Source organism: Pseudomonas sp. PME37.24/025, assembly GCF_055556615.1.
On the sequence record NZ_JBVHNK010000002.1, the window covers coordinates 12,145 to 38,282 of the forward strand.

The 26,138-nt window shown below is 61.6% G+C and carries 16 protein-coding genes; 14 read left to right on the top strand and 2 right to left on the bottom strand.

Annotated elements, in window-relative coordinates:
- Positions 1 to 8: 8 nt before the first annotated feature.
- The 11 genes from ACZ3HH_RS03255 (at position 9) to ACZ3HH_RS03305 (ending at position 13,355) form a co-directional block, all read left to right on the top strand.
- Positions 9 to 1,034 carry an ABC transporter substrate-binding protein gene (locus ACZ3HH_RS03255; protein WP_465802744.1) on the top strand — a complete coding sequence of 342 codons (1,026 nt, stop codon included), beginning with the start codon at positions 9 to 11 and terminating at the stop codon, positions 1,032 to 1,034.
- A 5-nt stretch (positions 1,035 to 1,039) separates the two neighbouring features.
- Complete coding sequence (locus tag ACZ3HH_RS03260) at positions 1,040 to 1,900, top strand: ABC transporter ATP-binding protein (protein WP_465802745.1); 861 nt, start codon at positions 1,040 to 1,042, stop codon at positions 1,898 to 1,900.
- A gap of 19 nt (positions 1,901 to 1,919) precedes the next feature.
- Complete coding sequence (locus tag ACZ3HH_RS03265; protein ID WP_465802746.1) at positions 1,920 to 2,786, top strand: ABC transporter permease; 867 nt, start codon at positions 1,920 to 1,922, stop codon at positions 2,784 to 2,786.
- 202 nt (positions 2,787 to 2,988) lie between these two features.
- Positions 2,989 to 3,909, top strand: coding sequence for a LysR family transcriptional regulator (locus tag ACZ3HH_RS03270; RefSeq protein WP_217855015.1), 921 nt, complete (start codon positions 2,989 to 2,991; stop codon positions 3,907 to 3,909).
- Positions 3,910 to 4,144: 235 nt separating this feature from the next.
- The gene (locus tag ACZ3HH_RS03275) at positions 4,145 to 5,683 is read left to right on the top strand and encodes an MFS transporter (protein WP_465802747.1); all 1,539 of its coding nucleotides are present in this window, start codon (positions 4,145 to 4,147) and stop codon (positions 5,681 to 5,683) included.
- Between the two features lie 26 nt (positions 5,684 to 5,709).
- Positions 5,710 to 6,774 carry an HlyD family secretion protein gene (locus ACZ3HH_RS03280; protein WP_465802748.1) on the top strand — a complete coding sequence of 355 codons (1,065 nt, stop codon included), beginning with the start codon at positions 5,710 to 5,712 and terminating at the stop codon, positions 6,772 to 6,774.
- Entirely contained in the window at positions 6,771 to 8,354 is a 1,584-nt protein-coding gene (locus ACZ3HH_RS03285; RefSeq protein ID WP_465802749.1) for an efflux transporter outer membrane subunit, read from the top strand. Before ACZ3HH_RS03280 ends, ACZ3HH_RS03285 begins: the two co-directional genes overlap by 4 nt.
- A gap of 282 nt (positions 8,355 to 8,636) precedes the next feature.
- Positions 8,637 to 9,419 carry an efflux RND transporter periplasmic adaptor subunit gene (locus ACZ3HH_RS03290; protein ID WP_465802750.1) on the top strand — a complete coding sequence of 261 codons (783 nt, stop codon included), beginning with the start codon at positions 8,637 to 8,639 and terminating at the stop codon, positions 9,417 to 9,419.
- A complete protein-coding gene (locus tag ACZ3HH_RS03295; RefSeq protein ID WP_123357204.1) occupies positions 9,416 to 10,735 on the top strand; it encodes an efflux RND transporter periplasmic adaptor subunit in 1,320 nt (439 codons plus the stop codon). Before ACZ3HH_RS03290 ends, ACZ3HH_RS03295 begins: the two co-directional genes overlap by 4 nt.
- Positions 10,736 to 12,832, top strand: coding sequence for a site-2 protease family protein (locus ACZ3HH_RS03300; RefSeq protein ID WP_465802751.1), 2,097 nt, complete (start codon positions 10,736 to 10,738; stop codon positions 12,830 to 12,832).
- A 25-nt stretch (positions 12,833 to 12,857) separates the two neighbouring features.
- The gene (locus ACZ3HH_RS03305) at positions 12,858 to 13,355 is read left to right on the top strand and encodes a GNAT family N-acetyltransferase (protein WP_305504060.1); all 498 of its coding nucleotides are present in this window, start codon (positions 12,858 to 12,860) and stop codon (positions 13,353 to 13,355) included.
- A 172-nt stretch (positions 13,356 to 13,527) separates the two neighbouring features.
- Here ACZ3HH_RS03305 and ACZ3HH_RS03310 read toward each other — a convergent pair whose 3' ends face one another.
- Positions 13,528 to 13,839: a DUF6916 family protein gene (locus ACZ3HH_RS03310; protein ID WP_465802752.1), complete on the bottom strand. Its 312-nt coding sequence runs from the start codon at positions 13,837 to 13,839 to the stop codon at positions 13,528 to 13,530.
- Between the two features lie 56 nt (positions 13,840 to 13,895).
- Entirely contained in the window at positions 13,896 to 14,483 is a 588-nt protein-coding gene (locus ACZ3HH_RS03315; RefSeq protein ID WP_048395974.1) for a phage tail protein, read from the bottom strand.
- 246 nt (positions 14,484 to 14,729) lie between these two features.
- Here ACZ3HH_RS03315 and ACZ3HH_RS03320 point away from each other — a divergent pair, with 246 nt between their 5' ends.
- The 3 genes from ACZ3HH_RS03320 (at position 14,730) to ACZ3HH_RS03330 (ending at position 26,125) form a co-directional block, all read left to right on the top strand.
- Complete coding sequence (locus ACZ3HH_RS03320; RefSeq protein ID WP_465802753.1) at positions 14,730 to 16,301, top strand: glycosyltransferase family 39 protein; 1,572 nt, start codon at positions 14,730 to 14,732, stop codon at positions 16,299 to 16,301.
- A gap of 150 nt (positions 16,302 to 16,451) precedes the next feature.
- Positions 16,452 to 17,297, top strand: a complete 846-nt coding sequence (locus ACZ3HH_RS03325) for a sulfotransferase family protein (protein ID WP_230174075.1) — start codon at positions 16,452 to 16,454, stop codon at positions 17,295 to 17,297.
- A gap of 50 nt (positions 17,298 to 17,347) precedes the next feature.
- Positions 17,348 to 26,125 carry an Ig-like domain-containing protein gene (locus ACZ3HH_RS03330; RefSeq protein WP_465803386.1) on the top strand — a complete coding sequence of 2,926 codons (8,778 nt, stop codon included), beginning with the start codon at positions 17,348 to 17,350 and terminating at the stop codon, positions 26,123 to 26,125.
- The last annotated feature ends 13 nt before the right edge of the window (positions 26,126 to 26,138 follow it).

Sequence of the window (26,138 nt, forward strand, 5' to 3'; positions counted from 1 at the left end):
GAATTCCCATGTCCAAACGTCTTCCATTTGCACCCTTGGCTGCGGCCATTGGCCTGGGTTTCAGCCTGCTCGCCGGCAGCCTGGTAGCGCCGACCGTGGCTCACGCCGAAGGTGAAATCCGTATCGCCGAACAGTTCGGCATCGTTTATCTGCTGCTCAACGTGGTGCGCGATCAGAATTTGATCGAGAAGTACGGCAAGCAGGAAGGCATCGACATCAAGGTCGACTGGACTCAGCTCTCCGGCGGTTCGGCGGTCAACGATGCGTTGCTCTCCGGTTCCATCGACATTGCTGGGGCCGGCGTCGGTCCGCTGCTGACCATCTGGGACCGCACTCACGGCAAACAGAACGTCAAAGCCGTGGCCTCCCTGGGCAACTTTCCTTACTACCTGGTGAGCAATAATCCGAAGGTCAAAACCATCGCCGACTTCACCGAAAAGGACCGCATTGCGGTGCCGGCGGTCGGGGTCTCGGTGCAGTCGCGCTTCCTGCAATACGCGGCGGCCAAGCAATGGGGCGACAAGGAATTCAATCGCCTCGACAAGTACACCATCGCCGTTCCGCACCCGGATGCCACCGCGGCACTGATCGCTGGCGGCACCGAGTTGAGTGGGCACTTCTCCAACCCGCCGTTCCAGGATCAGGCGCTGGAAAACCCCAACGTGCACGTGGTGCTGAACACCTATGACCTGCTCGGCCCGAACTCGCCGACCGTGCTGTTCGCCACCGAGAAATTCCGCAACGAGAACCCTAAAACCTACAAAGCCTTCATCGCCGCGCTGACTGAAGCGGCCGAGTTCGCGCAGAACGATAAAGGTGCGGCGGCCGACACTTACATCCGTGTCACCAAGGCAAAAATCGACCGCGCAGCGTTGCTGAAAATCATCGACAACCCGCAGTTCGAATTCAGCATCACACCGAAAAACACCTACCCGCTGGCCGAGTTCCTCTACCGTGTCGGTGCGATCAAGAACAAGCCGGATTCGTGGAAGGACTACTTCTTCCAGGACGCCAAACCGCTGCAAGGGAGCTGACCGACATGAACGCCCCTTTGCAAGGCCACACGGTCAGCAAACCGATCGAGGCAGCTCAAGCGCTGCTGTCGGTCGACCAGGTCAGCCTGGAATACCGCACGCCTGCGCGTGTGGTTCGCGCGACCCATCAGGTCAGTTTCGAGATCGATCCGGCGGATCGCTTTGTTCTGCTTGGTCCTTCCGGCTGCGGCAAGTCGACGTTACTCAAAGCCGTTGCCGGGTTCATTCAGCCCTGTGAGGGTGAGATTCGTCTGCAAGGCCAGCGGGTCGATGCGCCAGGGCCAGACCGGATCGTGGTGTTCCAGGAGTTCGATCAACTGCCACCGTGGAAAACCGTCAAACAGAACGTGATGTTTCCGCTGCTCGCTTCCAAAACTCTCAAGCGCAAAGAGGCTGAAGAGCGGGCGCTGCACTATCTGGACAAGGTCGGTCTGGCGGCGTTTGCCAATGCCTATCCGCATACCTTGTCTGGCGGCATGAAAGCTCGCGTGGCCATTGCTCGCGCCTTGGCGATGCAGCCGAAGATCCTGTTGATGGACGAGCCCTTCGCCGCCCTCGACGCGCTGACCCGGCGCAAGATGCAGGAAGAGTTGTTGCTGCTCTGGGAGGAGGTGCGATTCACGCTGCTGTTTGTCACTCACTCCATCGAAGAGGCGTTGGTGGTGGGTAACCGGATCCTGCTGCTGTCGCCCCATCCGGGTCGGGTGCGGGCGGAAGTCCACAGCCATCAATACGACTTGCACAGCTTGGGTGGCGTGGCGTTCCAGGAGTCGGCTCGGCGGATTCATCGGCTGTTGTTCGATGAAGGTCAGTCGCCGGAAACCGAGCGTGAGCTGGATTTTACCGACATTCGCATTGCTTATTGAGCCATTGGAGGATTGCCCGATGAGCCATTCATCATCTGCGCGTAAAGAGTACGAAACTGTTTTGCAGCCGCTGACCAGCGTACCGCTGGAGCGTGAATTACCGCTCGGCCAGCGCCTCTGGCAGCAGGGCTGGCTGCGTAAAAGTCTGATCCTGATGTTGCTCGCGGTGCTTTGGGAAGCCGTCGCCCGCTATCAGAACAACGACCTGCTGCTGCCGAGCTTTTTGCAAACCGCCAGCGCGCTGCAGGATGGCCTGCTCAGCGGCGAACTGCTGAGCAAGGTGTGGATTTCGCTGGTTGTTTTGCTCAAGGGTTACCTGATCGGCATCGTTCTGGCGTTTGTCCTGACGACGCTGGCGGTGTCGACCCGATTCGGTCGTGATCTGTTGAGTACGCTGACCTCGATGTTCAACCCGCTGCCGGCCATTGCCCTGTTGCCGCTGGCGCTGCTGTGGTTCGGGCTGGGGCAGAACAGCCTGATTTTTGTACTGGTGCATTCGGTGCTCTGGGCGTTGGCCTTGAACACCTATGCCGGGTTTCTCGGTGTCTCGGAAACTTTGCGCATGGCCGGGCGCAATTACGGCCTCAAGGGCATGCGATTCGTGTTGTTCATCCTGATCCCGGCCGCGCTGCCGTCGATCCTCGCCGGGCTGAAAATCGGCTGGGCCTTCGCCTGGCGTACGCTGATCGCTGCTGAATTGGTGTTTGGCGCTACCAGTGGCAAGGGTGGTTTGGGCTGGTACATCTTCCAGAATCGTAATGAGCTGTACACCGACAAGGTATTTGCCGGGTTGGCGGTGGTGATCTTGATTGGGTTGCTGGTGGAGAATCTGGTGTTTGATACGTTGGAGCGGGTGACGGTGAAGCGGTGGGGGATGCAGCGCTGAGTTTTGCGGTGTCTGATCTGGCGTCATCGCGGGCAAGCCCGCTCTCACAGGGTTCTGTGTTGAACACATAGTCCGCATCCACTGAAGATCACTGTGGGAGCGGGCTTGCCCGCGATGGCGGCAGACCTGCCAATACATCAGTCAGAAGGATGTTTGCTAGCATTGCGTCTGAATCAATCCAGATCAGACATGAGTGCTCAGCATGCAACTCCCGGACATGAACCTGTTAGTCGCCCTCGACGCCTTGCTCGACGAGGGCAGTGTGGTGGGCGCTGCGCGGCGGATGAACCTCAGCCCGGCGGCGATGAGCCGGACGCTGACACGGATTCGCGAGGCCATTGGCGATCCGATTCTGGTGCGCGCCGGCCGAGGTCTGGTGCCGACGCCCAAGGCACTGGAGTTGCGCGAGCAGGTGCGGGACCTGGTGGAGCAGGCCGCTTTGCTGTTCCGCTCCGCCGATGACGTGGATCTGGGCAGTTTGCGTCGGCGGTTCAGTATTCGCGCCAATGATTTCTTTGTGGGCGTCTACGGCGGCAAGCTGTTCGACACGATGGAGCGCCAGGCCCCGCATTGTGAATTGCGCTTTGTCCCCGAGGGCGATGGAGACGACGAAGCCTTGCGCGAAGGACGCATCGATTTAAGCGTCAGCAACAACCGGCCGCTGATGCCTGAAGTGAAGGTGCAGAACCTGTTTTCCACTCACTTTGTCGGGCTGGTGCGTGAAGATCACCCGTTGTTCGATGAAGAGATCACCGCCGAACGTTACGCCGGTTTTTCTCATATCAGCATGTCCCGTCGCGGGATCGCCCGCGGGCCGATCGACACGGCGCTTAACGCCTTGGGGCTGGAGCGGCGGGTGGCGGTGATTGCACCGAGTTTCCATGCGGCGATGTTCGCCTTGCCGGATTCCGATTTGATTCTGCCGGTGCCCAAGGAAGCATTGCTGAGCGTGCGACGCCTGGGTTTGAAACTGCGCTCGTTTACCCTGCCGATTCCGTTACCGACCCTCATGCTGACTCAGGCCTGGCATCCGCGTTTCGACAAGGATCCGGCCCATCGCTGGATGCGCGAAACTCTCAAGACTTGTTGCGATGAGACATGGCTGGCCGCACAACCTACCTGAGTTGACGCATACCCCTTGTGGGAGCGGGCTTGCCCGCGAAAGCGGTGTGTCAGTCAGCGTTGATGTTGAAGGTGATGGCCTCTTCGCGGGCAAGCCCGCTCCCACAGGGATCTGTGTTGTTTTCCAGATCTAAATACTGCATGAAACGCACTTATAAGCTGCCAATAAGTCAATTTTCGTAAGCTTCCACTCTCCCTAATATGCTTCGGTATTCCCCTTCCGGAGCGTGTAGTACATGACTTCCCTCACGGTCACGGCGCGTCTCGCTGCGGCCAAACCAACGACCGCCATCACGCCACCGGTCTTCGGCCCGCGAATCATCATCGGCCTGGTGGGCGTGTTGCTGGCGGTGCTGGTGTCGGGCCTGAACGAGATGGTGACCAAGGTCGCCCTGGCCGATATTCGCGGCGCGTTGGCCATCGGTTACGACGAAGGCACCTGGCTGGTCGCCAGTTACACCGCGACCTCGGTGGCCGCCATGGCATTTGCCCCCTGGTGTTCGGTGACATTCTCGTTGCGGCGCTTCACGCTGTGCGCGATCAGTGCGTTCACCCTGTTGGGTGTGTTGTGCCCGTTCGCCCCGAATTACGAAAGCCTGCTGGTCATGCGCACCTTGCAAGGTCTGGCCGGCGGCGCGCTGCCGCCGATGCTGATGACCGTTGCCCTGCGGTTCCTGCCGGCCAATGTGAAACTCTATGGCCTGGCCGGTTATGCCCTGACGGCGACCTTCGGCCCCGGTCTCGGTACGCCGCTGGCCGGGTTGTGGACCGAGTACGTCGGCTGGCAATGGACCTTCTGGCAAATCGTCGTGCCGTGCCTGATTGCCATGGCGGCGGTGGCTTACGGTTTGCCTCAGGATCCGCTGCGGCTGGAACGCTTCAAACAGTTCAACTGGCGCGGCTTGCTGCTGGGGTTTCCGGCGATCTGCATGCTGGTGATCGGCATCCTGCAGGGCAATCGGCTGGACTGGTTCGAGTCGAGCCTGATTTGCGTACTGCTTGGCGGCGGGCTGCTGTTGCTGGTGCTGTTTCTGATCAATGAGTGGTCGCAACCGATTCCGTTCTTCAAGTTGCAGATGCTCGGTATCCGCAACCTGTCGTTCGCCCTGTTGACCCTGGCCGGCGTGCTGGTGGTGTTGCTCGCGGTGGTCCTCATTCCTTCCAGTTACCTGGCTCAGGTCCAGGGTTATCGTCCGGTGCAGACCGCGCCGATCATGCTGCTGGCGGCGCTGCCACAGTTGATCGCGCTGCCGTTGGTGGCGGCGCTGTGCAACCTGCGTTGGATCGATTGCCGCTGGGTGCTGGGAATCGGTCTGAGCATGCTGACGCTGTCTTGCCTCGGTGGTTCGCAGCTGACGTCGGCATGGATTCGCGACGATTTCTACGTCCTGCAATGGCTGCAGATTTTCGGTCAGCCCATGGCCGTGCTGCCGCTGTTGATGCTCTCCACCGGCAGCATCACCCCGATGGAAGGACCGTTCGCCTCGGCCTGGTTCAACACGGTGAAAGGCCTGGCGGCGGTGATCGCCACCGGTGTGATCGAGGCGCTGACCACTGTAGGGCTGCATTTCCACTCGACCATGCTGGTGGACAACCTTGGTAATTCGCCTCTGGTTGACGGCACTAGCGCTGGTCTCGCTCACCGACTGCATCAACAGGCCGTGGTGCTGATGTCCTCCGATCTTTATCTGTGCATGGCCGGCGTCGCCGTGGCGCTGATCCTGTTGATTTTCTGGCTGCCGACGCGGATCTATCCACCGCGCGCGCCGACTTGAATGCTTCACTGAAACAGAAGGTTTTTATGACGATTCAATCAAAGCAAAAAGTTGCTGTCGGCGTTGCCGCAGTGATGGCGCTCGGCGTATTTGTTTACCTGCTGGTGCCGGGCTTGTTCGGCAAGCGTACGCAGCAGAACACCAACGATGCCTTCGTCTCGGCGGACTTCACCCTGGTGGCACCGCGCGTGGCGGGGTTCATCAAGGACGTGCTGGTGGAAGACAATCAGCAGGTCAAGGCCGGACAGCTACTGGCATTGATCGACGACCGCGATCTACGTGCTGCCGCTGAGGCTGCCGACGCGCAAACCCTGGTGGCCAGGGCGCAACTGCAGAACGCTCGTTCAACCCTTGAGCGCCAGACATCGGTGATCGCTCAGGCCCAGGCCACGGTGGTTTCGGCGAAGGCAGAAATGGCCTTCGCCGAGCATGAACTGAACCGTTATAACCATCTCGCCGGGGTGGGAGCCGGCACGGTGCAGAATGCTCAGCAAGCGCGCACGCGTATCGATCAGGCCTCCGCTCGCTTGGCCAATGCCACGGCGGTGCTGGCGGCTGAACGCAAGCAGGTAGAGATCCTGACCGCCCAGCGTGATGCGGCTGAAGGTGGGCTGAAGCGAGCGCAAGCAGCGCTGGAAATGGCCAGCTATGAGCTGTCCTATACGCGCATCGTTGCGCCCCAGGACGGCATGGTCGGCGAGCGCGCGGTGCGGGTCGGCGCCTATGTCACGCCGGGCAGCAAGATTCTGGCCGTGGTGCCATTGGCGCGGGCTTATGTGGTCGCCAATTTTCAGGAAACCCAACTGACTGACGTACAGCCGGGGCAGAGCGTGCAAGTGCACGTCGACAGCTTCGGCGGCGAAGCTCTGCGCGGTCGCGTCGAGAGCATTGCCCCCGCCACTGGCGTGACCTTCGCCTCGGTCAAACCGGACAACGCCACCGGCAACTTCACCAAGGTTGTGCAACGGATTCCGGTGAAAATCGTTCTGGAGCCGGGTCAGGCATTGGCCGAGCGGTTGCGGGTGGGGATGTCGGTGGAGGCGAGGATTGATACTGCAAGCACCGGTGAGCATGAGGTTGCGCAACGATGAACTTTGTTAATCGCACATCCCTGTGGCGAGGGGGCTTGCCCCCGTTCGAGTGCGCAGCGCTCGCAAATTTTGGGTCCGCTGCGCGGCCCAACGGGGCGGTGCGGCGGTCCGACAAGCCCCCTCGCCACAGGGTCAGCATTCATTCAGTGGTTTTTGTGTTGAGTCTGCTTTCATTGAGTGCCTGCACTGTCGGCCCGGACTTCCAGAAACCTCAGCCGCAACAAGTGGCCCAATGGTCGAAACCAACCAAAGCCGCCGCCAGTCAGATCGCTCCCGCCGAAATGGACGAACGCTGGTGGGAAGTATTCCACGACCCAAAACTCTCGGCCCTGACCCAACGCGCCCTGACCGACAACCTCGACCTGAAACTCGCCAGCAGCCGCTTGCAGCAAAGCCGCGCCGCGCGCCAGGTGATCACCGCCAACCGCTATCCCAACACCGCCGCCACCGGCGGCTACGGGCGCAAACGCAACAGCGGTGAAGGCTTGAGCGATCCGTCGGGCAACAACGGCGACTCGGCGTTCAACCTGTGGGATGCAGGCTTTTCCGCCTCTTGGGAGCTGGATTTCTGGGGCCGTGTGCGCCGCGAAACCGAAGCCGCTGATGCCACTCTGGAAGTGGCGGAAAACGATCGTCGCGGCGTGCTGCTATCGGTGCTCGCCGAAACCGCTCAGGACTACATTCAACTGCGCGGTGTGCAAAGCACCCGGGCCGTCACCGAGCAGAACCTCGACGTCGCCCGGCACAGTTTGAAACTCTCGCAACTGCGTCGGGCCGATGGTGTGGCGACGGATCTGGACGTTGCCGAAGCCGCTGCGCAAGTCGCCGCCATCGAATCACGTTTGCCGGCGCTGGAGCAGCGTCAGTCGCAACTGATCAACGCTCTGAGTCTGTTAATGGGCGAACCGCCGCAAGCGCTGTCCGCCGAGTTATCCACAGACGCTCCCGTGCCGCAAACCCCGCGTCAGGTCGCCATCGGCTTGCCGTCGCAATTGGCCGAGCGCCGCCCGGACATCCGTCAGGCAGAAGCCCGTCTGCATACCGCGACCGCCAACATCGGCGTGGCCAAGGGCGACTTTTATCCACGGATCACCCTGTCGGGCAATATCGGTTCGCAAGCCATGCAATTGAGCGATTTCGGTTCCTGGGGCTCGCGCTCGTTCAGCATCGGTCCGCAGTTCAGCCTGCCGCTGTTCGACGGCGGTCGCCTGCGCGGCATGCTGCACCTGCGTGAAGCCCAACAACAGGAAGCGGCGCTGGCCTACCAGCAAACCGTGCTGCGGGCCTGGCATGAAATCGACGATCAACTCACCGCCTACAACGCCAGCCAACTGCGCCGCGACAGCCTCGCCGAAGCCGTGCGCCAAAACCAGATCGCCCTGCGCACCGCGCAACAGCAATACGTCGAAGGGGCGGTGGATTTCGTCAACGTCCTTACCGTGCAAGGCGAATTGCTGGCGACCCAACAGCAGTGGGTCGAGAGTTCGACCGGGGTGTCGTTGGCAATGGTTGGTTTGTACAAGGCGTTGGGTGGGGGATGGGAGTCGGTGTATCCGGTGGCAGAGACGGCGCAGCGCTGATCTGCTCGCAGAAAAACGAAAAAACCGGCCGGAGCCGGTTTCTTCACCCTGACTGCCAGCGAACTTAATCGCTGCGTACAAGGTTTAGTTCGGCGAGATTAAAGTGTCAGGTCTACGTCTGCAATCTGTGGCTGTCCGGCTATGGTATAGGAACCTTCTGGATGATTTGTAAGGCAATTAATACTGATCAGCGAGCACACTCTTTCAACCAATGATGGCCATCCGGCTTGACGCTCACCCCCGCTGTCATAGACTCCGCTCATCCGTCAGGGAGTTACGGTTATGCGGCGTGTTCGTATTTTGGTTATTGGATTGACCTTCGTAACGTGCGTAGTACAGGCGCAAACGCCTGCGCCGGACGATCCGTTGCTGGAAAACAGTGCGGTCGGTGGTAACGCGTCAGCCAGCAGTGAAGCCCGTGGTGTGCTGCGAGCCCGGGATCAGGCGGTGCTGGCCAGCGAGTTGTCGGGGCGGATTGTCGAGTTGCCGTTCAGTGAGGGCGAGTCGTTCAAAAAGGGCGACACCCTGGCACGGTTTGACTGTTCGGCTTATCTGGCCCAGCTCAACGCGGCTCAGGCCGCCAGCCGTGGTGCTGGTGAAGAGCTGGCACACAACAAACAACTGGCGGCGTTGAATTCAGTCGGGCGCTTTGAAGTGGCGCGGGCCGAGGCCAAGGTCAGCGAGATTCAGGCGCAGTCTCAGGTCTATCAGGTTCAGGTCAAACGCTGCAATGTGGTGGCGCCGTTCGATGGTCAGGTCGTCGAGCGCAAGGTCAAACGCTACGAAAGCGTTGCCGCTGGCGCGCCGTTGCTGGACGTGGTCGATAACCGCACCCTGGAAATTCACCTGTTGGTGCCATCACGCTGGATGGGCAAACTCAAGCCCGGCCAGACGTTCAGTTTTGTCCCCGATGAAACCGGCCAGCCGCTGGATGCCACGGTCAAACGCCTCGGTGCGCGGATCGACGAAGGCAGCCAGACCTTGCTGCTGGTGGCGACATTGCCCAATGCCAAGGGGCTGTTGGCTGGCATGAGCGGAACGGCGCGTTTCGCGGAGCTCAAATGAACGCGCCGGTGACCGGCGGCGCCGAGCAAGTGTTCGCAAGGTTTCTCGATCTCGAACGCCAGACTCGCGCCGCGCGCACGCCTTCGCAACTGGCTTACAGCCTGGTGAATGACGGCCAGGCGCTGTTCGGTTTCCGCCATGCCGCGTTGTTGATCGCCGGCAAAGTGCAGGCGGTCACCGGTGTCAGTGCCGTGGAACCGAATGCGCCGTTCGTGGCGTTTGTCGAGCAAGCAGTCGCACAGCTGTTCAAGCTTGAGGTGTTGAAACAGGCGCGGGTGATCACGCCCGATCTTCTCAGCGAATCGATTCTGGCCGATTGGCAAAGTCTGTCAGCCGCTCAGGTGTTCTGGCTGCCGCTGATCGATCATCAGGGCGAGGTGTTCGGCGGTCTGTGGCTGGCGCGGGATGTGCCGTGGAACCCTTCCGAACAAGTGCTGCTGTCGCAACTGGGCGACACCTACAGCCATGCCTGGCTGGCGCAGCAACCACGCAAACCCTGGCGACTGCGCTGGACGCGCAAGCGTCAGGTGGCGCTGGTTGCCGTGTTGTTGCTCGGGTTGCTGATTCCGGTGCGCCAATCGGTGCTGGCCCCGGCCGAAGTCGTCCCGTTGGGCGGTCGGGTGGTGGCGGCGCCGCTGGACGGGGTGATCGCCGAGTTTCTGGTCAAACCCAATCAGACGGTGAAAACCGGCGACCTGCTGCTGCGCTTCGAAAGCACCACGCTCAAGGCTCAGGCCGATGTGGCCGAGCGCGCCCTGGGCGTTGCCGAAGCGGAACTCAAGGCCAATTCCCAACGCTCCTTCGCCGATGCCGAATCCAGTTCGAAAATCGATCTGCTGGCGGCGCGAGTGGAGCAGAAGCGCGCCGAACGGGATTACGCCCGTGAGCTGCTCAAACGCAGCGAAGTACGCGCCGAGCGGGACGGTATCGCCGTGTTCGCCGACGCCGAACGCTGGACCGGAAAACCCGTGCAAACCGGCGAGCGGCTGATGGAAATCGCCGACCCGAACCAGGCCGAGTTGCGCATCGAACTGGCCGTGGGCGATGCGATTGCCCTGGAGCCGGGGGCGCAAGTTGCGCTGTTTCTCGACAGCGATCCGCTGCAGCGGCACTTGGCCAAACTCGAACGTTCGGCCTACGAAGCGCAGCCCACCGCTGCCGGACAACTGGCTTATCGGCTGGATGCAACATTTGACGCCGCGCCGCCACGTATCGGCCTGCGTGGTACCGCGAAAGTCTTCGGCGATCGTGCCCCGCTGGCGTTGTACCTGTTGCGTCGACCGCTGGCCGGGTTGCGTCAGAGCGTGGGTCTTTAGATGAGCCTGCCGAGCCTGCGGGCAGACCTGCAATTGTCGACGGCGGCCCCAGCCCTAGACGGGTCGCCGCGCTGGACCCTGGCCGACCCGGTGCGTGGGCGCTATTTCAAACTCGGTGCGGCGGCGATGCGCCTGCTGCGCCATTGGTCCCTGGGCGATCCGGAGCAAGTGCTGCGTGCCGCCAACCGCGAACCAGGGCTGCCGCTGGATGGCGTGGCGCTTGAGCAATTGCTGGAGTTTTTGCGCGGCCACGACCTGATCAGCGCCCTCGACCCGTCGCAGCGTGCCAGTTACAGCCTGAAGGCCGCGGCTCAGCGCCAGAGCCTGTGGCAAATCTTGCTGCATCAATACCTGTTTTTCCGGATTCCGCTGTGGCGCCCGGACGCCTTTCTCAATCGCGTCTGGCCGTGGCTGGAGCGTTTCGGCCCGCGTGCATTGCGCTACGGATTGCCCGCGACACTGGGGCTCGGGGTATTTCTGGTCTCACGGGACTGGCAGCGGTTTATCGCGACCTTTCCGCACCTGTTCAGCCTCGGCGGTGCGTTGGCATTTGGTGTGGCGCTGTTTTTCGCCAAGCTTTGCCACGAATTCGGCCACGCCTTCATGGCCAAGCGCGCCGGTTGTCGGGTGCAGAGCATGGGCGTGGCGTTCATGGTGCTGCTGCCGATGTTTTACACGGACGTCAGCGATGCCTGGCGCGTCAATGATCGCCGGGCGCGGTTGCTGATCGGTGCCGGCGGGGTGCTGGCGGAACTGGTGTTGGCGTGTATCGCGCTGCTCGCTTGGTCACTGCTGCCTGACGGCCCCGGGCGCACGGCGGCATTCATGCTCGCCAGTGCGACCTGGATCACCACCCTGGTGATCAATCTCAACCCGTTCATGCGTTTCGATGGCTACTTCTTGCTCAGTGATTTCTGGGAAGTGGACAACCTTCAAGGGCGGGCCTTTGCCTTGTGCCGCTGGCGGCTGCGTGAGTTTTTGTTCGGCTACGCGGCCCCGGCACCGGAGCCTTGGTCGCCGAAGATGCAGCGGCGTTTGTTGATCTGGGGGTATGGCGCTTGGCTGTGGCGCGCGGCGCTGTTTTTCGGGATTGCACTGGCGGTTTATCACCTGTTCTTCAAGGTGTTGGGGATTTTCTTGATGCTGGTGGAGCTGGTGTGGTTCATCTTTCTGCCGATCCTGAGCGAGTGGCGGCAATGGTGGAGCCGTCGCGAACAGGCGCATGCGCCTCGGGTACTGCTCAGCGGTCTGGCGTTGCTTGGGTTGTTGTTGCTGCTGGCGCTGCCATGGCGCAGCGCGGTGGAGTTGCCGACGATGCTTGAGGCCGGACGCGCCAGCGCCCTGCACGCGCCGGTGGCGGCGCGGGTCAAGACGGTGAATGTGCATGACGGCCAGATCGTCGCTCAAGGTGAGGTGCTGATCGAGCTGGAATCACCGGATCTGGACTCGCGCCAGGCCATCGTCCGTCGCGAAATCCAGATTCAGCAATTACAGATGCGTCGTCAGGCCGGCCGTAGCGAAACCGCCGCCGATGCCGGTATCGTCGAACAGCGTTTGGCTGAAGCCGTGGCCGAATATCGGGGCCTGGCCGCTCAGCGTGAACGTCTGCTGTTGCGCGCGCCCCACGGCGGCAAGGTGCGCGATCTGCTGCCACAGTTAACGGTCGGCCGCTGGCTTTCGACCAAGGATCCTTTGGCCCGGGTGGTCGAGGACGGCGCGCGGTTGCGCGGTTATCTGGCCGAGGCCGAACTCTGGCGTGTCGCCCCGGGTGCCAGCGGACGGTTCATCGCCGATGATCCGATGCACCCGGCGATCGCCGTGCAATTGAGCGAAATCGACACCAACGGCGTGGCTTATGTCGATCAGGAAGCGCTGACCTCCGATCATCACGGGCCGATCGCCGTGCGGCGTGATCAGCATCAGCGCGCCGAGCCGGTGCAGGCGCAGTACGGCGCACGGTTGAGCATCCTCGAAAATACGCCGACACCGGTGCAGCCGTTGCGCGGCATTGTGGTGTTGCAAGGCAGTGGCGAGTCGTTGCTGGGCGTTGCCTGGCGGCGCTTGGCGGCTTTGGGGGTCAGGGAAAGCGGCTTCTAAGGTGAATAGCTAAGGGAGAACAACGATGGCGAAAACCGATTCAGTGGCAGCGGACGGCTTGGTGGTCAGGCCTTCGCGGACCAGCGATGGACCTTTTCTGCACAGCCTTTACCAAGCGGCGCGGCCGGATCTGCAATGGATCGACGGTGAGCAAGAGGTGGTTGAGCAGGTGGTTGCCCAGCAATTCAAAGTGCAGGAACAAGGGCTGGGGGAGAACTTCCCCAATGCCATGCATTACGTGATCGAGAAACTCGACACGGCCATTGGCGCGTTGACCACCGACTTCGGTCCCAATGAAATTCGCGTGCTGTACCTGGCGTTCATCCCACAGGCCCGAGGCAAGGGTTACGGTCGGACGGTGCTGCAAGGTGTGCAAAAAGCCGCACAACAAATCCGCTGCCCGGTAGCGACGGTGGTCTGGGCCAATAATCCCCATGCGCGCCAGCATTACCTGGCGCTGGGGTTTCAGGTTGAAGAGCGCAACCCGGCTGCGGAGCGATTGGTGTGGTATCCGCAATGTTAAGAGCAATACAAAAAACTGTGGGAGCGGGCTTGTGTGGCGAGGGGGCTTGCCCCCGTTCGGCTGCGAAGCAGTCGTAAACCCTTTACATGCGGTTTAACTTTGAAATGCCGGGGTCGCTGCGCGGCCCAACGGGGGCAAGCCCCCTCGCCACAAACTCGCTCCCACAAAGTTCTCAATTGAACGCGATGTAGAAATACCCCAGTTGCGGATCACGCCCCATGGCCGGTACTCGCGAAACAAAAATATCTTCCACCCGGCCCAGCTCCGGCAACTCCAGCGCACACAAGCCATCGACAAAATCGGTGGGTTGCAGGCTGTTGAACTCGACGCTGAACGGCATACGCTCGCTGTTTGGCATCTGTGAGCGGGGCGTTTCTGCAAGAGTGTCGATATGGATCGGCAATTCACTGCGATCGGGCAGCCGCAGCGTCCCCGTCTTGCCCAACAGTGCCTGAAAGTGTTGGCTTTGAACCTGTTGCAGCATGGCATCACTCCATAAAGCAAAAGTGGCCGGGGGATTTGCATCCCCCGGCCAGACCCTCAGTTACGCGAAGGGAAAAGACCGTTCAGGGCGATGCTGAAGTTGAGCACCAGGAACGGGTTCATCACTTCCATGGGCAAGCCGTTGCCGGCGGACGAGATTTCCCCCGTTACCGTAGTGGCCACGCCCTTGAGCGGTACGGCCGCTGCACCTTGCTGATCGGAGTAAATACTCGCCGAGCCCGGCCCGCCTCCCGAGGCGCCGATGTACGAGTTGGTGGCGGTCGGGTTGGTGACCGGGTTGCTCGCCGGGCTGGCCAGTTGCAGGGTGGTGGTGGCCGTGAGCCCGGACAAGGCGTGGGTGTGGTTGGGCAGGTTAGTGATGGTCGCGGTGACGTTCTCGGTCCCGGAGACTTCGCCGATGACGCGCGGGGTCAGGCCCAAGCCGTTGCCCATGGCGACCGGCATGCGACCTTGCAGGTTGGGCAGCATGAAACTGGTGGTGCCATTGCCTCCGAAGTTGACTCCCAGTAGTGCGAAAACCGTGTTGTATTGCGCGATGCTCAGCGTCTGGCCGTTGCATAGGGCCCAGCCGTTGGGCGCGAAGTTAAAGGCGAAAGGCTGAATAGTGCCGATGAATACTTCCATAGTTCCTCATCCCTCAGGTTAGTGTCTGATACGTCACGTTGCAGACCCGGTTATCCGGGCAGTTCGCGTTGATCAGCCGACTCCTTTCATCTCCGTGGCTGGGTCACGCCACGCCAAAGCGTAGACGCTGATCGGAATGATTGCCGGACGTCGTCCGTCGCAAGGCCAGCATCGACGACGGGCCCGCGGCTGTCCTACAGTGCTTGTGAAGCTTCGGTTTTTACATGGCCGTTGCAAGGGGAGGTAATGGAGGCGCGCAGAGAAACCCCGCTGGGCGACACCCAGGATCCGCACGCGACGCCGCGGTCGTGGGCGGCTGCCCGCCGCTTGCTGCGCTGGGCGCGCGAGCACTGGCTGTTGCCGATCCTGGTATTGGCCGCGCTGGTGCGTTTTTACGACCTGACGGCGGCAGCGATCTGGGGCGACGAAGGGTCCAGCCTGTTGCTGAGCCAGTATTCCCTGACCGGGATCTGGGAGCACGCGGCTCATGATGTGCATCCACCCCTGTATTTCATGCTGCTGCACGGCTGGATCGGCCTGTTCGGCGACGGCATTTTTTCGATTCGCAGCCTGAGTGCGCTGCCGGGGATTGCCACGGTTGGGCTCGGCGTCTGGCTGGTGGACTTGCTCGCTACCCGCCGCGCCGCATTGCTGGCGGGGGTTCTGCTGGCGCTGCTGCCCACGGCGGTGCGTTACAGCCAGGAAGTGCGGATGTATTCCCTGCTGGGGCTGTGGCTGATCGGTGCCACGATCGCCTTGATGTATTGGATCAGGCGACCGCAACGGACACGCTATCTGGTGATTTACACCCTGCTGATGAGTGCGGCGTTCTACACCCATTACTTCACGGCGCTGTGTGTGCTTTGCCACTGGCTGTATCTGGGACTGATCCGCGTGCAATCAGGGTATCGATTACGGCACATTCAGCGCTCTGGCTGGTGGCTGGCCAATGCGACGATTGTGGCGTTGTACCTGCCGTGGGTGCCCAATCTGCTCGATCTGATCCAGCACATGGATCAGCTCAAAGCCAATGGCGATGTGGGGTGGGAGGTGCCGGTCACGCTCGGCTCATTACCTTCGATGATCTGGACGTTCCTGATCCAGGACGATGGCGAAAACCTGCCCACACTGGTTTTTATCGCGCTGCCACTGGCGCTGCTGAACCTGGCGGGCGTGGCGTTGGCGCGCGATCGCAGTGTTTTCCGTGGCAGTGCACTGGCGGTGATCTACACCGTTCTCCCGGTGTTGCTGGTGTTTGTGGTGTCGTTCATATCGCCGGTGTTTATCGAGCGTTACCTGACCGCTTATGCCCTGGGTCTGCCAATGCTTGTGGCGCTGGCCATCGATCGCTTGTACGCGGGCTCCAAGGTATTGGCGCTGGCAGTGCTGATGCTGTTTGTCGGCGTCGAGCTGGTGGGCTTGAAGAACAATGCCACAGTGGACACCGACGATCAGATCAGCGTCATGGTCAACTACGTGAACCAGCACTTCACCCCCGGCGATCAAATCGTCACCAGCGACATGCTTTGGTACCTGAGTTATGTCTATTACAACCGGACAGACGTCAAGCCGTTGCTGTACACGCCGCCATTGGCCGATGGCAGGTCGAGCCGGCCGAACGCTTACGGTTTCGGTACGCTGGTGACCCATGACATCTATCTGGATAGTCTTGGCGCCTTACCCAAAGGTAATGGTCGAGTTTGGCTGGTCGGCACCGTCGATGGACCGGACGAATTCGCCCCCTTGCCTGCGGGTTGGCAACGCATCCGCGAAACCCGGGCAGGAGGCGCGAAGGCAAGCTTGTACGTGCTGAAGTAACGTTGGGTTTCAAGGCTTAAACGATTCATCTTTTCTGAGCTTGTTAAATCGTGTTTTTCCAGTCGATTTAGCTCCGATTTGATATCAAAACACCGCTAGCTGTAAGGCAATTCATGGTCTACGCTCCGTCGTACAAAGGACTGTCGACGGGTGAATGGATTGCAACAATTCCACTTTATTTCCGGCTTGCCGCGTTCAGGTTCAACCCTGCTTTCTGCGATTTTGTTGCAGAACCCGCGCTTTCATGCCGGTATGACCAGCCCCGTAGGTGCGCTTTTTTCCGGTGTTCTGGAACAATGCAGCGCCGGCAGCGAGTTCGGTGCGGTGATCGACACCGACCTGCGTCGCCGTCTGTTGCGCGGCCTGTTCGATTCTTTCTACGCCGACAAGGCCGACAAACCGGTGGTGTTCGACACGAACCGCCTGTGGAGTTCGCGCCTGCCGGCAATCAGCGATCTGTTCCCTCAAGCCAAGATCATTGCCTGCGTGCGCAATGTCGCCTGGGTCATGGACAGTATCGAGCGCCTGTACCGCGCCAACCCCTTCGAAAACACCAAGCTGTTCGGCGATGCGGTCGAACGCAACACGGTCTATAGCCGCTGCGAAACCCTGGCTCAGCGTAATCGGCTGGTGGGGTTTTCCTGGGCCGCCCTCAAGGAAGCCTATTACGGCGAACACGCCGACTCGTTGCTGATCATCGATTACGACCTGCTGAGCCAGGCGCCGGAGCGGGTGATGCGGCTGGTCTACGACTTCATCGGCGAACCCTGGTTCGAACATGACTTCGATCATTTGGCCTACGACGCACCGGAATTCGATCAGGCCCTCGGCCTCTCGGGGCTGCACAAGGTGAAGGCCAAGGTTCAATTGCAATCCAGGCGCACGATCCTGCCGCCGGACTTGTTCAAGCAGTACGCCGAGTTGTCCTTTTGGCTCGATGGCTCCGCCAGCGCCGCCAATGTCATTCGTATGAAAGCCGACGCCGCGATCAGTTGATCGCGGCGTTTTCATTGATGCGTCTAAAAGTTCGAGTCCGGGTGAGCAGCATGTGGTGGAGCAAAGGCAAGTCGCGGGTTACCGAAGGCGCACGAGCGCTGGCCTCGCCAATGATCATGTCCCTGGAGCCACGCATGCTTTTCGACGGCGCGGTGGCCGCCACAGTTGCCGATACCGCCCAGGCTGACAGCCAGGCCGCTGCCGACGCGGTCAAGGCACCGACGGCCGATCAACCGGTCGCCAGCCAGGATACCCATGGCCAGGCCGATGCCACGCCAGCGCCAGCACCCACTGCGGTGCCGGGGCAGAGCGTGGTGTTCGTTGATTCGCGGGTCAAGGACGCCGACAGCTTGCTTCAGGGCGTTGCGCCCGGCACTCAGGTGATCCAGCTGGATGCCAGCAAAGATGGCCTGCAACAAATCGCTGATTATCTGGACGGCCATCAGGGCGTCAGCTCGGTGCAGATCATCGCTCACGGCAACGCCGGCGATCTGTGGCTTGGCGATAGTTATCTGTCGGCCGACAACGTCGCGGCCCGCAGCGCGGTGCTGGCGGAAATCGGTAAGGACATGAACGTCGGCGGCGACATTATGATCTACGGCTGCTACACCGCCGAAGGTGAGCGTGGCTTGAGTTTTGTCGACTCGCTGGCGCAACTGACCGGCCGCGATGTGGCTGCTTCCAGCAATCGCACTGGGGTCGGTGGCGACTGGAATCTGGAAATTGCCACTGGCAACATCGAAAGCGCCAACGTCCTCTCGACCACAGCCATGAGCGAGTATCAGTGGGGCCTGGCCACCTGGACCGCCACCAACAACGCCAACACGGGCATCGGCTCACTGCGTGCCGCCATCGCCTCGGCGCAGAATGGCGATATCGTCACCTTTAACAGCAGCATGACGGTGCAACTGACGTCCGAACTGCTGATCAACAAGAACATCACCGTTGATGGCGACTTGAACAACGACGGCGCGGCTGACGTGATTCTCGATGGTCAGTACAGGACCCGAGTCATTGAAGTGGCGTCTGGCAGTATCGTGACGCTCGATGGCCTGGTGATCACCCGAGGCTTGGTGTCGGGTACTGGCGGCAACGGTGGCTACGGTGCCTCGGGCGCGATGGCCGGGGGGATTTTCAACGCAGGGATTCTGACCCTGAACAACGTTACCGTGACCTCCAACGGCGCTTCCGGTGGCGGTGGCGGTGGTGGTGTCACGGGCCCTTTTTACGGCGGTGGCGGTGGCGGTGGCGGCGGTCTGGGCGGCCAGGGCGGCGGGCATGGCGGTTCGGCAGGGCCGGGCACCGGCACGTTGGGCGGCGGTGCGGGCGGCGGTGGCGTCGGTGGTTACGGCGGCGGTTATGACGCAACCCACATGGGCGGTCGCGGCGGTACCACCACTGGCGGTGCTGGCGGGGTGGGCGTTTCCTATTACAGCAACGGCGGTAACGGTGCGACGGCGACCAATGGCACGATTTCCATTGGCGGTGGCGGCGGCGGGGCCGGTTGGGACAAGGTGGGTGGCGCTGGCGGCAACGCGGTGGGCGGGATCTACAACGCCAGCAGCGGCACCATGACCATTGTTGGCACGTCATCCATTACCAATAACATTGGCGGTGGCGGTGGCGGTGGCGGCGGTGGTGGCTATGGCAGCAATGCCACCAATGGCGGCGTGGGCGGCCGGGGCGTGGGCGCGATCTGGAACAAAGGCACGCTGCTGATCACGGCAGCCAACTTCGCGGCCCTGGCAGGTAATGCCGCGGCCAGTGGGGCCGGTGGCGCTGCGCTGGGCGGGGGGACAACCGGCACCTCGCCAACCTCCGTCGCGACAATCTATAACGATGGCGGTGTACTCAACACCGCGTATTCGCCGCCGCCAACCGCGACCATTGTGGTCGCTGACACCACACTGAGCATCGGCGAAACGTCCTTGGTGACCATCACGTTCTCCGAGGCCGTGACCGGTTTCACCAATGCGGATCTGACCATCGCCAACGGCACGTTGACGGCAGTGAGCAGCGGCGATGGCGGTATCACCTGGACGGCAACGTTCACGCCGACCGCCAGTATTTCCGATACAACCAACGTCATCACCCTGGACAACACCGGGGTGATCAACGGTCTGGGCACCGCCGGCGTCGGTACGACCAACTCCAATAACTACGTGGTCGATACAGCCCGGCCAACCGCCAGCATTGTGTTCGCCGACACCGCCCTCAAGGTCGGCGAAACGTCGCTGGTGACCATCACCTTCAACGAAGCGGTCACCGGTCTCACCAATGCCGACCTGACGATTGCCAACGGCACTTTGACCTCGGTGAGCAGCGGCGACGGCGGCATCACCTGGACGGGGACCTTCACCCCGACCGCCAGCATCACCGATGCGACCAACCTGGTCACCCTGGACAATACCGGGGTCAGCGACCTGGCGGGCAACGCCGGGAGCGGCACCACCGATTCGAACAATTACGCCATCGATACCGTGCGACCAACGGCGACCATCGTGGTGACGGACACGGCGTTGAGAATCGGAGAAACCTCTCTGGTGACCATCACCTTCTCCGAGGCGGTAAGCGGTTTCACCAACGCCGACCTGACGATTGCCAACGGCACGTTGACCTCGGTGAGCAGCAGCGACGGCGGCATCACCTGGACCGCCACGTTCACCCCGAACGCGAGCATCAACGACACGACCAACCTGATCACCCTGAATAACACCGGGGTCAGCGACCTGGCGGGCAACGCAGGCAGCGGCACTACCGATTCCAACAACTATGCCATCGATACCCTCCGTCCAACCGCGACCATCGTGGTGGCGGACACTGCGCTGAGAATCGGCGAGACCTCTCTGGTGACGATCACCTTCAGTGAAGCGGTCAGCGGTTTCACCAACGCCGACCTGACCATCACCAACGGCACGTTGACCTCGGTGAGCAGCAGCGACGGCGGCATCACCTGGACGGCGACCTTCACCCCGACCGCCAGCATTTCCGACACGACCAACCTGATCACCCTGGACAACACCGGGATCAGCGACCTGGCAGGCAATGCCGGCAGCGGCACCACCGATTCCAACAACTACGCCATCGACACCGTGCGGCCGACGGCAACCATTGTGGTCGCGGACACGGCACTGAGAATCGGCGAAACCTCTCTGGTGACGATCACGTTCTCCGAGGCGGTAAGCGGTTTCACCAACGCCGACCTGACGATTACCAACGGCACATTGACCTCGGTGAGCAGCAGCGACGGCGGAATCACCTGGACCGCCACCTTCACGCCCTCCGCGAGCATCAACGACACCACCAACCTGATCACCCTGGACAACACCGGCGTGGCCGATCTGGCGGGCAACGCTGGCAGTGGCACCACCGATTCCAACAACTACGCCATCGACACGCTGCGCCCGACGGCGACAATCGTGCTGGCCGATACGGCGCTGACAGCGGGTGAAACCTCGCTGGTGACCATCACCTTCTCCGAGGCGGTGACCGGTTTCACCAACGCCGACCTGAGCATCGCCAACGGCACGTTGACCGCGGTGAGCAGCAGCGACGGCGGCATCACCTGGACCGCCACGTTTACCCCGACCGCAGGGATCATCAGCGCGACCAACGTCATCAGCCTGGCCAACACCGGCGTGGCGGATCTGGCAGGCAATACCGGCAGCGGCATCAGTTCCTCGGGCAATTACGCCATCGACACCGCCCCGCCGACCGCGACGATTGTGGTGGCCGACACTGCGTTGAGAATCGGTGAAACGTCACTGGTGACCATCACCTTCAACCAGGCCGTGAGCGGTTTCACCAACGCTGACCTGACCATCGCCAACGGCACGTTGACCTCGGTGAGCAGCGGTGACGGCGGCATCACCTGGACCGCCACCTTCACCCCGACGGCCAGCATTACTGACACGACCAACCTGATCACCCTGGACAACACCGGCGTGCAGGCTACCGCCACCGGCAACGTGGGCAGCGGCACGACCAGTTCCAACAACTACGCCATCGACACCGTGCGCCCAACGGCCACCATCGTGGTCGCAGACACCGCGCTGAGAATCGGCGAAACTTCGCTGGTGACGATCACGTTCTCCGAGGCGGTAAGCGGTTTCACCAACGCTGACCTGACCATTACCAACGGCACATTGACCTCGGTGAGCAGCAGCGACGGCGGGATTACCTGGACCGCAACCTTCACGCCCTCCGCGAGCATCAACGACACCACCAACCTGATCACCCTGGACAACACCGGCGTGGCCGATCTGGCGGGCAACGCTGGCAGTGGCACCACCGATTCCAACAACTACGCCATCGACACGCTGCGCCCGACGGCGACAATCGTGCTGGCCGATACGGCGCTGACAGCGGGTGAAACCTCGCTGGTGACCATCACCTTCTCCGAGGCGGTGACCGGTTTCACCAACGCCGACCTGAGCATCGCCAACGGCACGTTGACCGCGGTGAGCAGCAGTGACGGCGGCATCACCTGGACCGCCACGTTTACCCCGACCGCAGGGATCATCAGCGCGACCAACGTCATCAGCCTGGCCAACACCGGCGTGGCGGATCTGGCAGGCAATACCGGCAGCGGCATCAGTTCTTCGGGCAACTACGCCATCGACACCGCCCCGCCGACCGCGACGATTGTGGTGGCGGACACTGCGTTGAGAATCGGCGAAACGTCACTGGTGACCATCACCTTCAACCAGGCCGTGACCGGTTTCACCAACGCCGACCTGAGCATCGCCAACGGCACGTTGACCTCGGTGAGCAGCGGTGACGGCGGCATCACCTGGACCGCCACCTTCACCCCGACGGCCAGCATTACTGACACGACCAACCTGATCACCCTGGACAACACTGGCGTGCAGGCTGCCGCCACCGGCAACGTGGGCAGCGGCACCACCGATTCCAACAACTACGCCATCGACACCGTGCGGCCGACGGCAACCATTGTGGTCGCGGACACGGCACTGAGAATCGGCGAAACCTCTCTGGTCACCATCACCTTCAGTGAAGCGGTGAGTGGTTTCACCAACGCCGACCTGACCATTACCAACGGCACGTTGACCTCGGTGAGCAGCAGCGACGGCGGCATCACCTGGACGGCGACCTTCACCCCGAGCGCGAGCATCAACGACACCACCAACCTGATCACTCTGGACAACACCGGCGTGGCTGATCTGGCGGGCAACGCCGGCAGCGGCACCACCGATTCCAACAACTACGCCATCGACACGCTGCGCCCGACCGCGACCATCGTCCTGGCTGACCCTACCCTGAGTGCCGGCGAAACCTCGCTGGTGACCATTACCTTCTCCGAGGCAGTAACGGGTTTCACCAACGCCGACCTGAGCATCGCCAACGGCACGTTGACGGCGGTGAGCAGCAGTGACGGCGGCATTACCTGGATCGCGACCTTCACGCCAACCGCAGGCGTGAACGACGCCAGCAACGTCATCACCCTGGCCAATACCGGCGTGACCGATGTGGCCGGCAACACCGGCAGCGGCACCACCAACTCCGGCAACTACACCATCGATACGGTGCTGCCGACGGCCACCATCGTGGTCGCCGATACCTCACTGAAAATCGGCGAAACGTCGCTGGTGACTATTACCTTCAGCGAAGCCGTCAGCGGTTTCTCCAATGCCGACCTGACCATCGCCAATGGCACCCTGAGTGCCGTCAGTAGCAGCGACGGCGGCATCACCTGGACCGCAACCTTTACGCCGACCAATGCCATCACCGACACCAGCAACCTCATCACCCTGGATAACAGCGGTGTGCAAAACGGCTCGGGCAACGCCGGTAGCGGCACCACCGACTCCAACAACTACGCGATCGACACCGTGCGGCCAACGGCCACCATCGTGGTCACGGACACGGCGCTGAGAATCGGCGAAACCTCGCTGGTGACGATCACCTTCAGTGAAGCGGTCAGTGGTTTCACCAACGCCGACCTGACCATTGCCAACGGTACGCTGAGCGCGGTGAGCAGCAGTGACGGCGGTATCACTTGGACGGCAACCTTCACGCCCTCCGCGAGCATCAACGACACCACCAACCTGATCACCCTGGGCAACACCGGGGTCAGCGACCTGTCGGGCAATACCGGGTCCGGCACCACCGATTCCAACAACTACGCCATCGACACCGTGCGCCCGACCGCGACCATCGTCCTGGCCGACCCTACCCTCAGTGCCGGCGAAACCTCGCTGGTGACCATTACCTTCTCCGAGGCAGTAACGGGTTTCACCAACGCCGACCTGAGCATCGCCAACGGCACGTTGACCGCGGTGAGCAGCAGCGACGGCGGCATCACCTGGACCGCGACCTTCACCCCGACCGTCGGCGTGAATGACTCGAGCAACGTCATTACCCTGGCCAATACCGGTGTCACCGACGTGGCCGGCAACACCGGCAGCGGCACCACCAACTCCGGCAACTACACCATCGATACGGTGCTGCCGACGGCCACCATCGTTGTCGCCGATAATGCGTTGAGCATCGGTGAAACCTCGCTGGTAACCATCACCTTCAGTGAAGCGGTCAGCGGTTTCAGCAATGCCGACCTGACCATCGCCAACGGCACCCTGAGTGCCGTCAGTAGCAGCGACGGCGGCATCACCTGGACCGCGACCTTTACGCCGACCAATGCCATCACTGACACCAGCAACGTCATCACCCTGGATAACAGCGGTGTGCAAAACGGCTCGGGCAACGCCGGTAGCGGCACCACCGATTCCAACAACTACGCCATCGACACTGTGCGGCCAACGGCAACCATTGTGGTCGCGGACGCAGCGCTGGCGGTGGGACAAACATCGGTGGTGACCATCACGTTCTCCGAAGCGGTGACCGGATTTACCACGGCCGACCTGACGGTGAGCAACGGTACCCTGAGCAATCTGAGCACCAGCGATAACATCACCTATACCGCAACCCTGACGCCGACGGCGAGCGTCACCGATTCGACCAACCTGATTACCCTGGACAACACCGGAGTGATCGATGGGGCCGGCAACACGGGCGCCGGTACCACCGATTCGAATAACTACGCCATCGACAGCCTACGCCCGACCGCCACCATCGTGCTGAGCGATACGACCCTCAAACCGGGTGAAACCGCGCTGGTGACCATTACCTTCAGCGAGGCGGTGACAGGTTTCGACAACAGTGATTTGAGCATCGCCAACGGCACCTTGAGTGCAGTCAGTAGCAGCGACGGTGGCATCACCTGGACCGGGACCTTTACTCCGACTATCGGGATTACTGACGCCACTAACATCATCACCCTGGCCAATACCGGTGTGACTGATGTGGCCGGCAATACCGGGGCGGGCACCACCAACTCGGCCAACTATGTGGTGGAAACCCAGGTACCGACCGCTACCATCGTGGTTGCCGACAACGCCCTCAAGGTCGGTGAAACTTCGCTGGTGACGATCACCTTCTCCGAAGCGGTCAGCGGTTTCAGCAACGCCGATCTGACCGTAGCCAACGGCACTCTTAGCAGTGTTTCGTCCAGCGATGGCGGCGTGACCTGGACCGCGACTTTCACACCTGCGGCCAGCGTGACGGACACCACTAACCTGATCAGCCTGGACAACAGCGGTGTAACCAACGCGTCGGGCAACAGCGGCGTCGGCGTGACCGACTCCAACAACTACGCGATTGATACCGCCCGCCCGACCGCGACCATTGTGGTCGCGGACAATAAACTGGGTATCGGCGAGACCACCACGGTGACCTTTACCTTCAGCGAAGCGGTGTCCGGTTTCGACCTGTCGGACCTCAGCGTGGCCAATGGTGTGCTGTCCAACTTGGTCAGCAACAACGGCGGTTTGACCTGGACCGCCACGCTCACGCCGACCGCGAGCCTCAACGATGCGACCAACCTGATCCTGCTCGACACCGGCAATGTGCTCGACGCGGCGGGCAATGCCGGCGCCAGCATCGCCATTTCCAACAACTATGCGCTCGATGCGACTCGCCCGACCGTCACCATCGTGGTGGCCAACCCGATCCTGGGCATTGGCCAGACGACGCTGGTGACCTTCACGTTCAACGAGGCGGTAAGCGACTTCGATTTGTCGGACCTGAGCGTCACCAATGGCGAGTTGACCAACCTGGCCAGCAGCGACGGCGGCAAGACCTGGACCGGGACCTTCACACCTGCCGCGAACATCACCGACCCGAGCAACTTCATTGCGCTGGACACCAGCAATGTGACGGACCTGGCGGGCAACATCGGCGCCAGCGTCGCGGTCTCCAACAATTACACGATCAACACCGTGCCGGCGTTTGTGGTCCTACCACCTGTCACCGTGCCCGCTCAGCCCAATGTGCCATTACAACCGATCATCTTCACTCCGCCCACTGGCGATCTTGGCTCGCCGCTGACCTTTGCCCCGCTGTTTGAGCAACGGGTGATCGGCAACGGCATTCGGCCTCTGGGCGACATTTTCATGAACCACGGGGCGCTGGCGCCAAGCTTTATCGCGCAGGTATTCAGCAGCAGTGAAAACGGTGGCGATGGTTCAGGCCACGGCTTCCTCGGCTTCGGTGGTGGCGATGGCGGGGTTTTTGGCACCAGTACGCTGTCGAATCTGTTCAATCAGGACATTGGCAGCGAGGGGGATTCGCTGAGCACCTTCGGTAATAACTCAATCAGGACGGGAGATGCTTCCCAAGGGCTGCGCGGCGTGTTTGGCGCACCGAGTCTCGGCCAGCAATTGCAACAGCTCAAAGACACCGAGCAGCGGCAGGTTGAAAGCCTGGCCGCGGCTTTGCAACAGGTCGGCATCAGTGAAATGCAGGCCTGAAAAAACCATTAAA

Coding starts and splice junctions, on each gene's coding strand:
- ACZ3HH_RS03265 (WP_465802746.1), top strand. CDS start 1,920: ATGAGCCATTCATCATCTGCGCGTAAAGAGTACGAAACTGTTTTGCAG.
- ACZ3HH_RS03270 (WP_217855015.1), top strand. CDS start 2,989: ATGCAACTCCCGGACATGAACCTGTTAGTCGCCCTCGACGCCTTGCTC.
- ACZ3HH_RS03275 (WP_465802747.1), top strand. CDS start 4,145: ATGACTTCCCTCACGGTCACGGCGCGTCTCGCTGCGGCCAAACCAACG.
- ACZ3HH_RS03260 (WP_465802745.1), top strand. CDS start 1,040: ATGAACGCCCCTTTGCAAGGCCACACGGTCAGCAAACCGATCGAGGCA.
- ACZ3HH_RS03285 (WP_465802749.1), top strand. CDS start 6,771: ATGAACTTTGTTAATCGCACATCCCTGTGGCGAGGGGGCTTGCCCCCG.
- ACZ3HH_RS03280 (WP_465802748.1), top strand. CDS start 5,710: ATGACGATTCAATCAAAGCAAAAAGTTGCTGTCGGCGTTGCCGCAGTG.
- ACZ3HH_RS03310 (WP_465802752.1), bottom strand. CDS start 13,839: ATGCTGCAACAGGTTCAAAGCCAACACTTTCAGGCACTGTTGGGCAAG.
- ACZ3HH_RS03330 (WP_465803386.1), top strand. CDS start 17,348: ATGTGGTGGAGCAAAGGCAAGTCGCGGGTTACCGAAGGCGCACGAGCG.
- ACZ3HH_RS03305 (WP_305504060.1), top strand. CDS start 12,858: ATGGCGAAAACCGATTCAGTGGCAGCGGACGGCTTGGTGGTCAGGCCT.
- ACZ3HH_RS03320 (WP_465802753.1), top strand. CDS start 14,730: ATGGAGGCGCGCAGAGAAACCCCGCTGGGCGACACCCAGGATCCGCAC.
- ACZ3HH_RS03290 (WP_465802750.1), top strand. CDS start 8,637: ATGCGGCGTGTTCGTATTTTGGTTATTGGATTGACCTTCGTAACGTGC.
- ACZ3HH_RS03315 (WP_048395974.1), bottom strand. CDS start 14,483: ATGGAAGTATTCATCGGCACTATTCAGCCTTTCGCCTTTAACTTCGCG.
- ACZ3HH_RS03295 (WP_123357204.1), top strand. CDS start 9,416: ATGAACGCGCCGGTGACCGGCGGCGCCGAGCAAGTGTTCGCAAGGTTT.
- ACZ3HH_RS03255 (WP_465802744.1), top strand. CDS start 9: ATGTCCAAACGTCTTCCATTTGCACCCTTGGCTGCGGCCATTGGCCTG.
- ACZ3HH_RS03300 (WP_465802751.1), top strand. CDS start 10,736: ATGAGCCTGCCGAGCCTGCGGGCAGACCTGCAATTGTCGACGGCGGCC.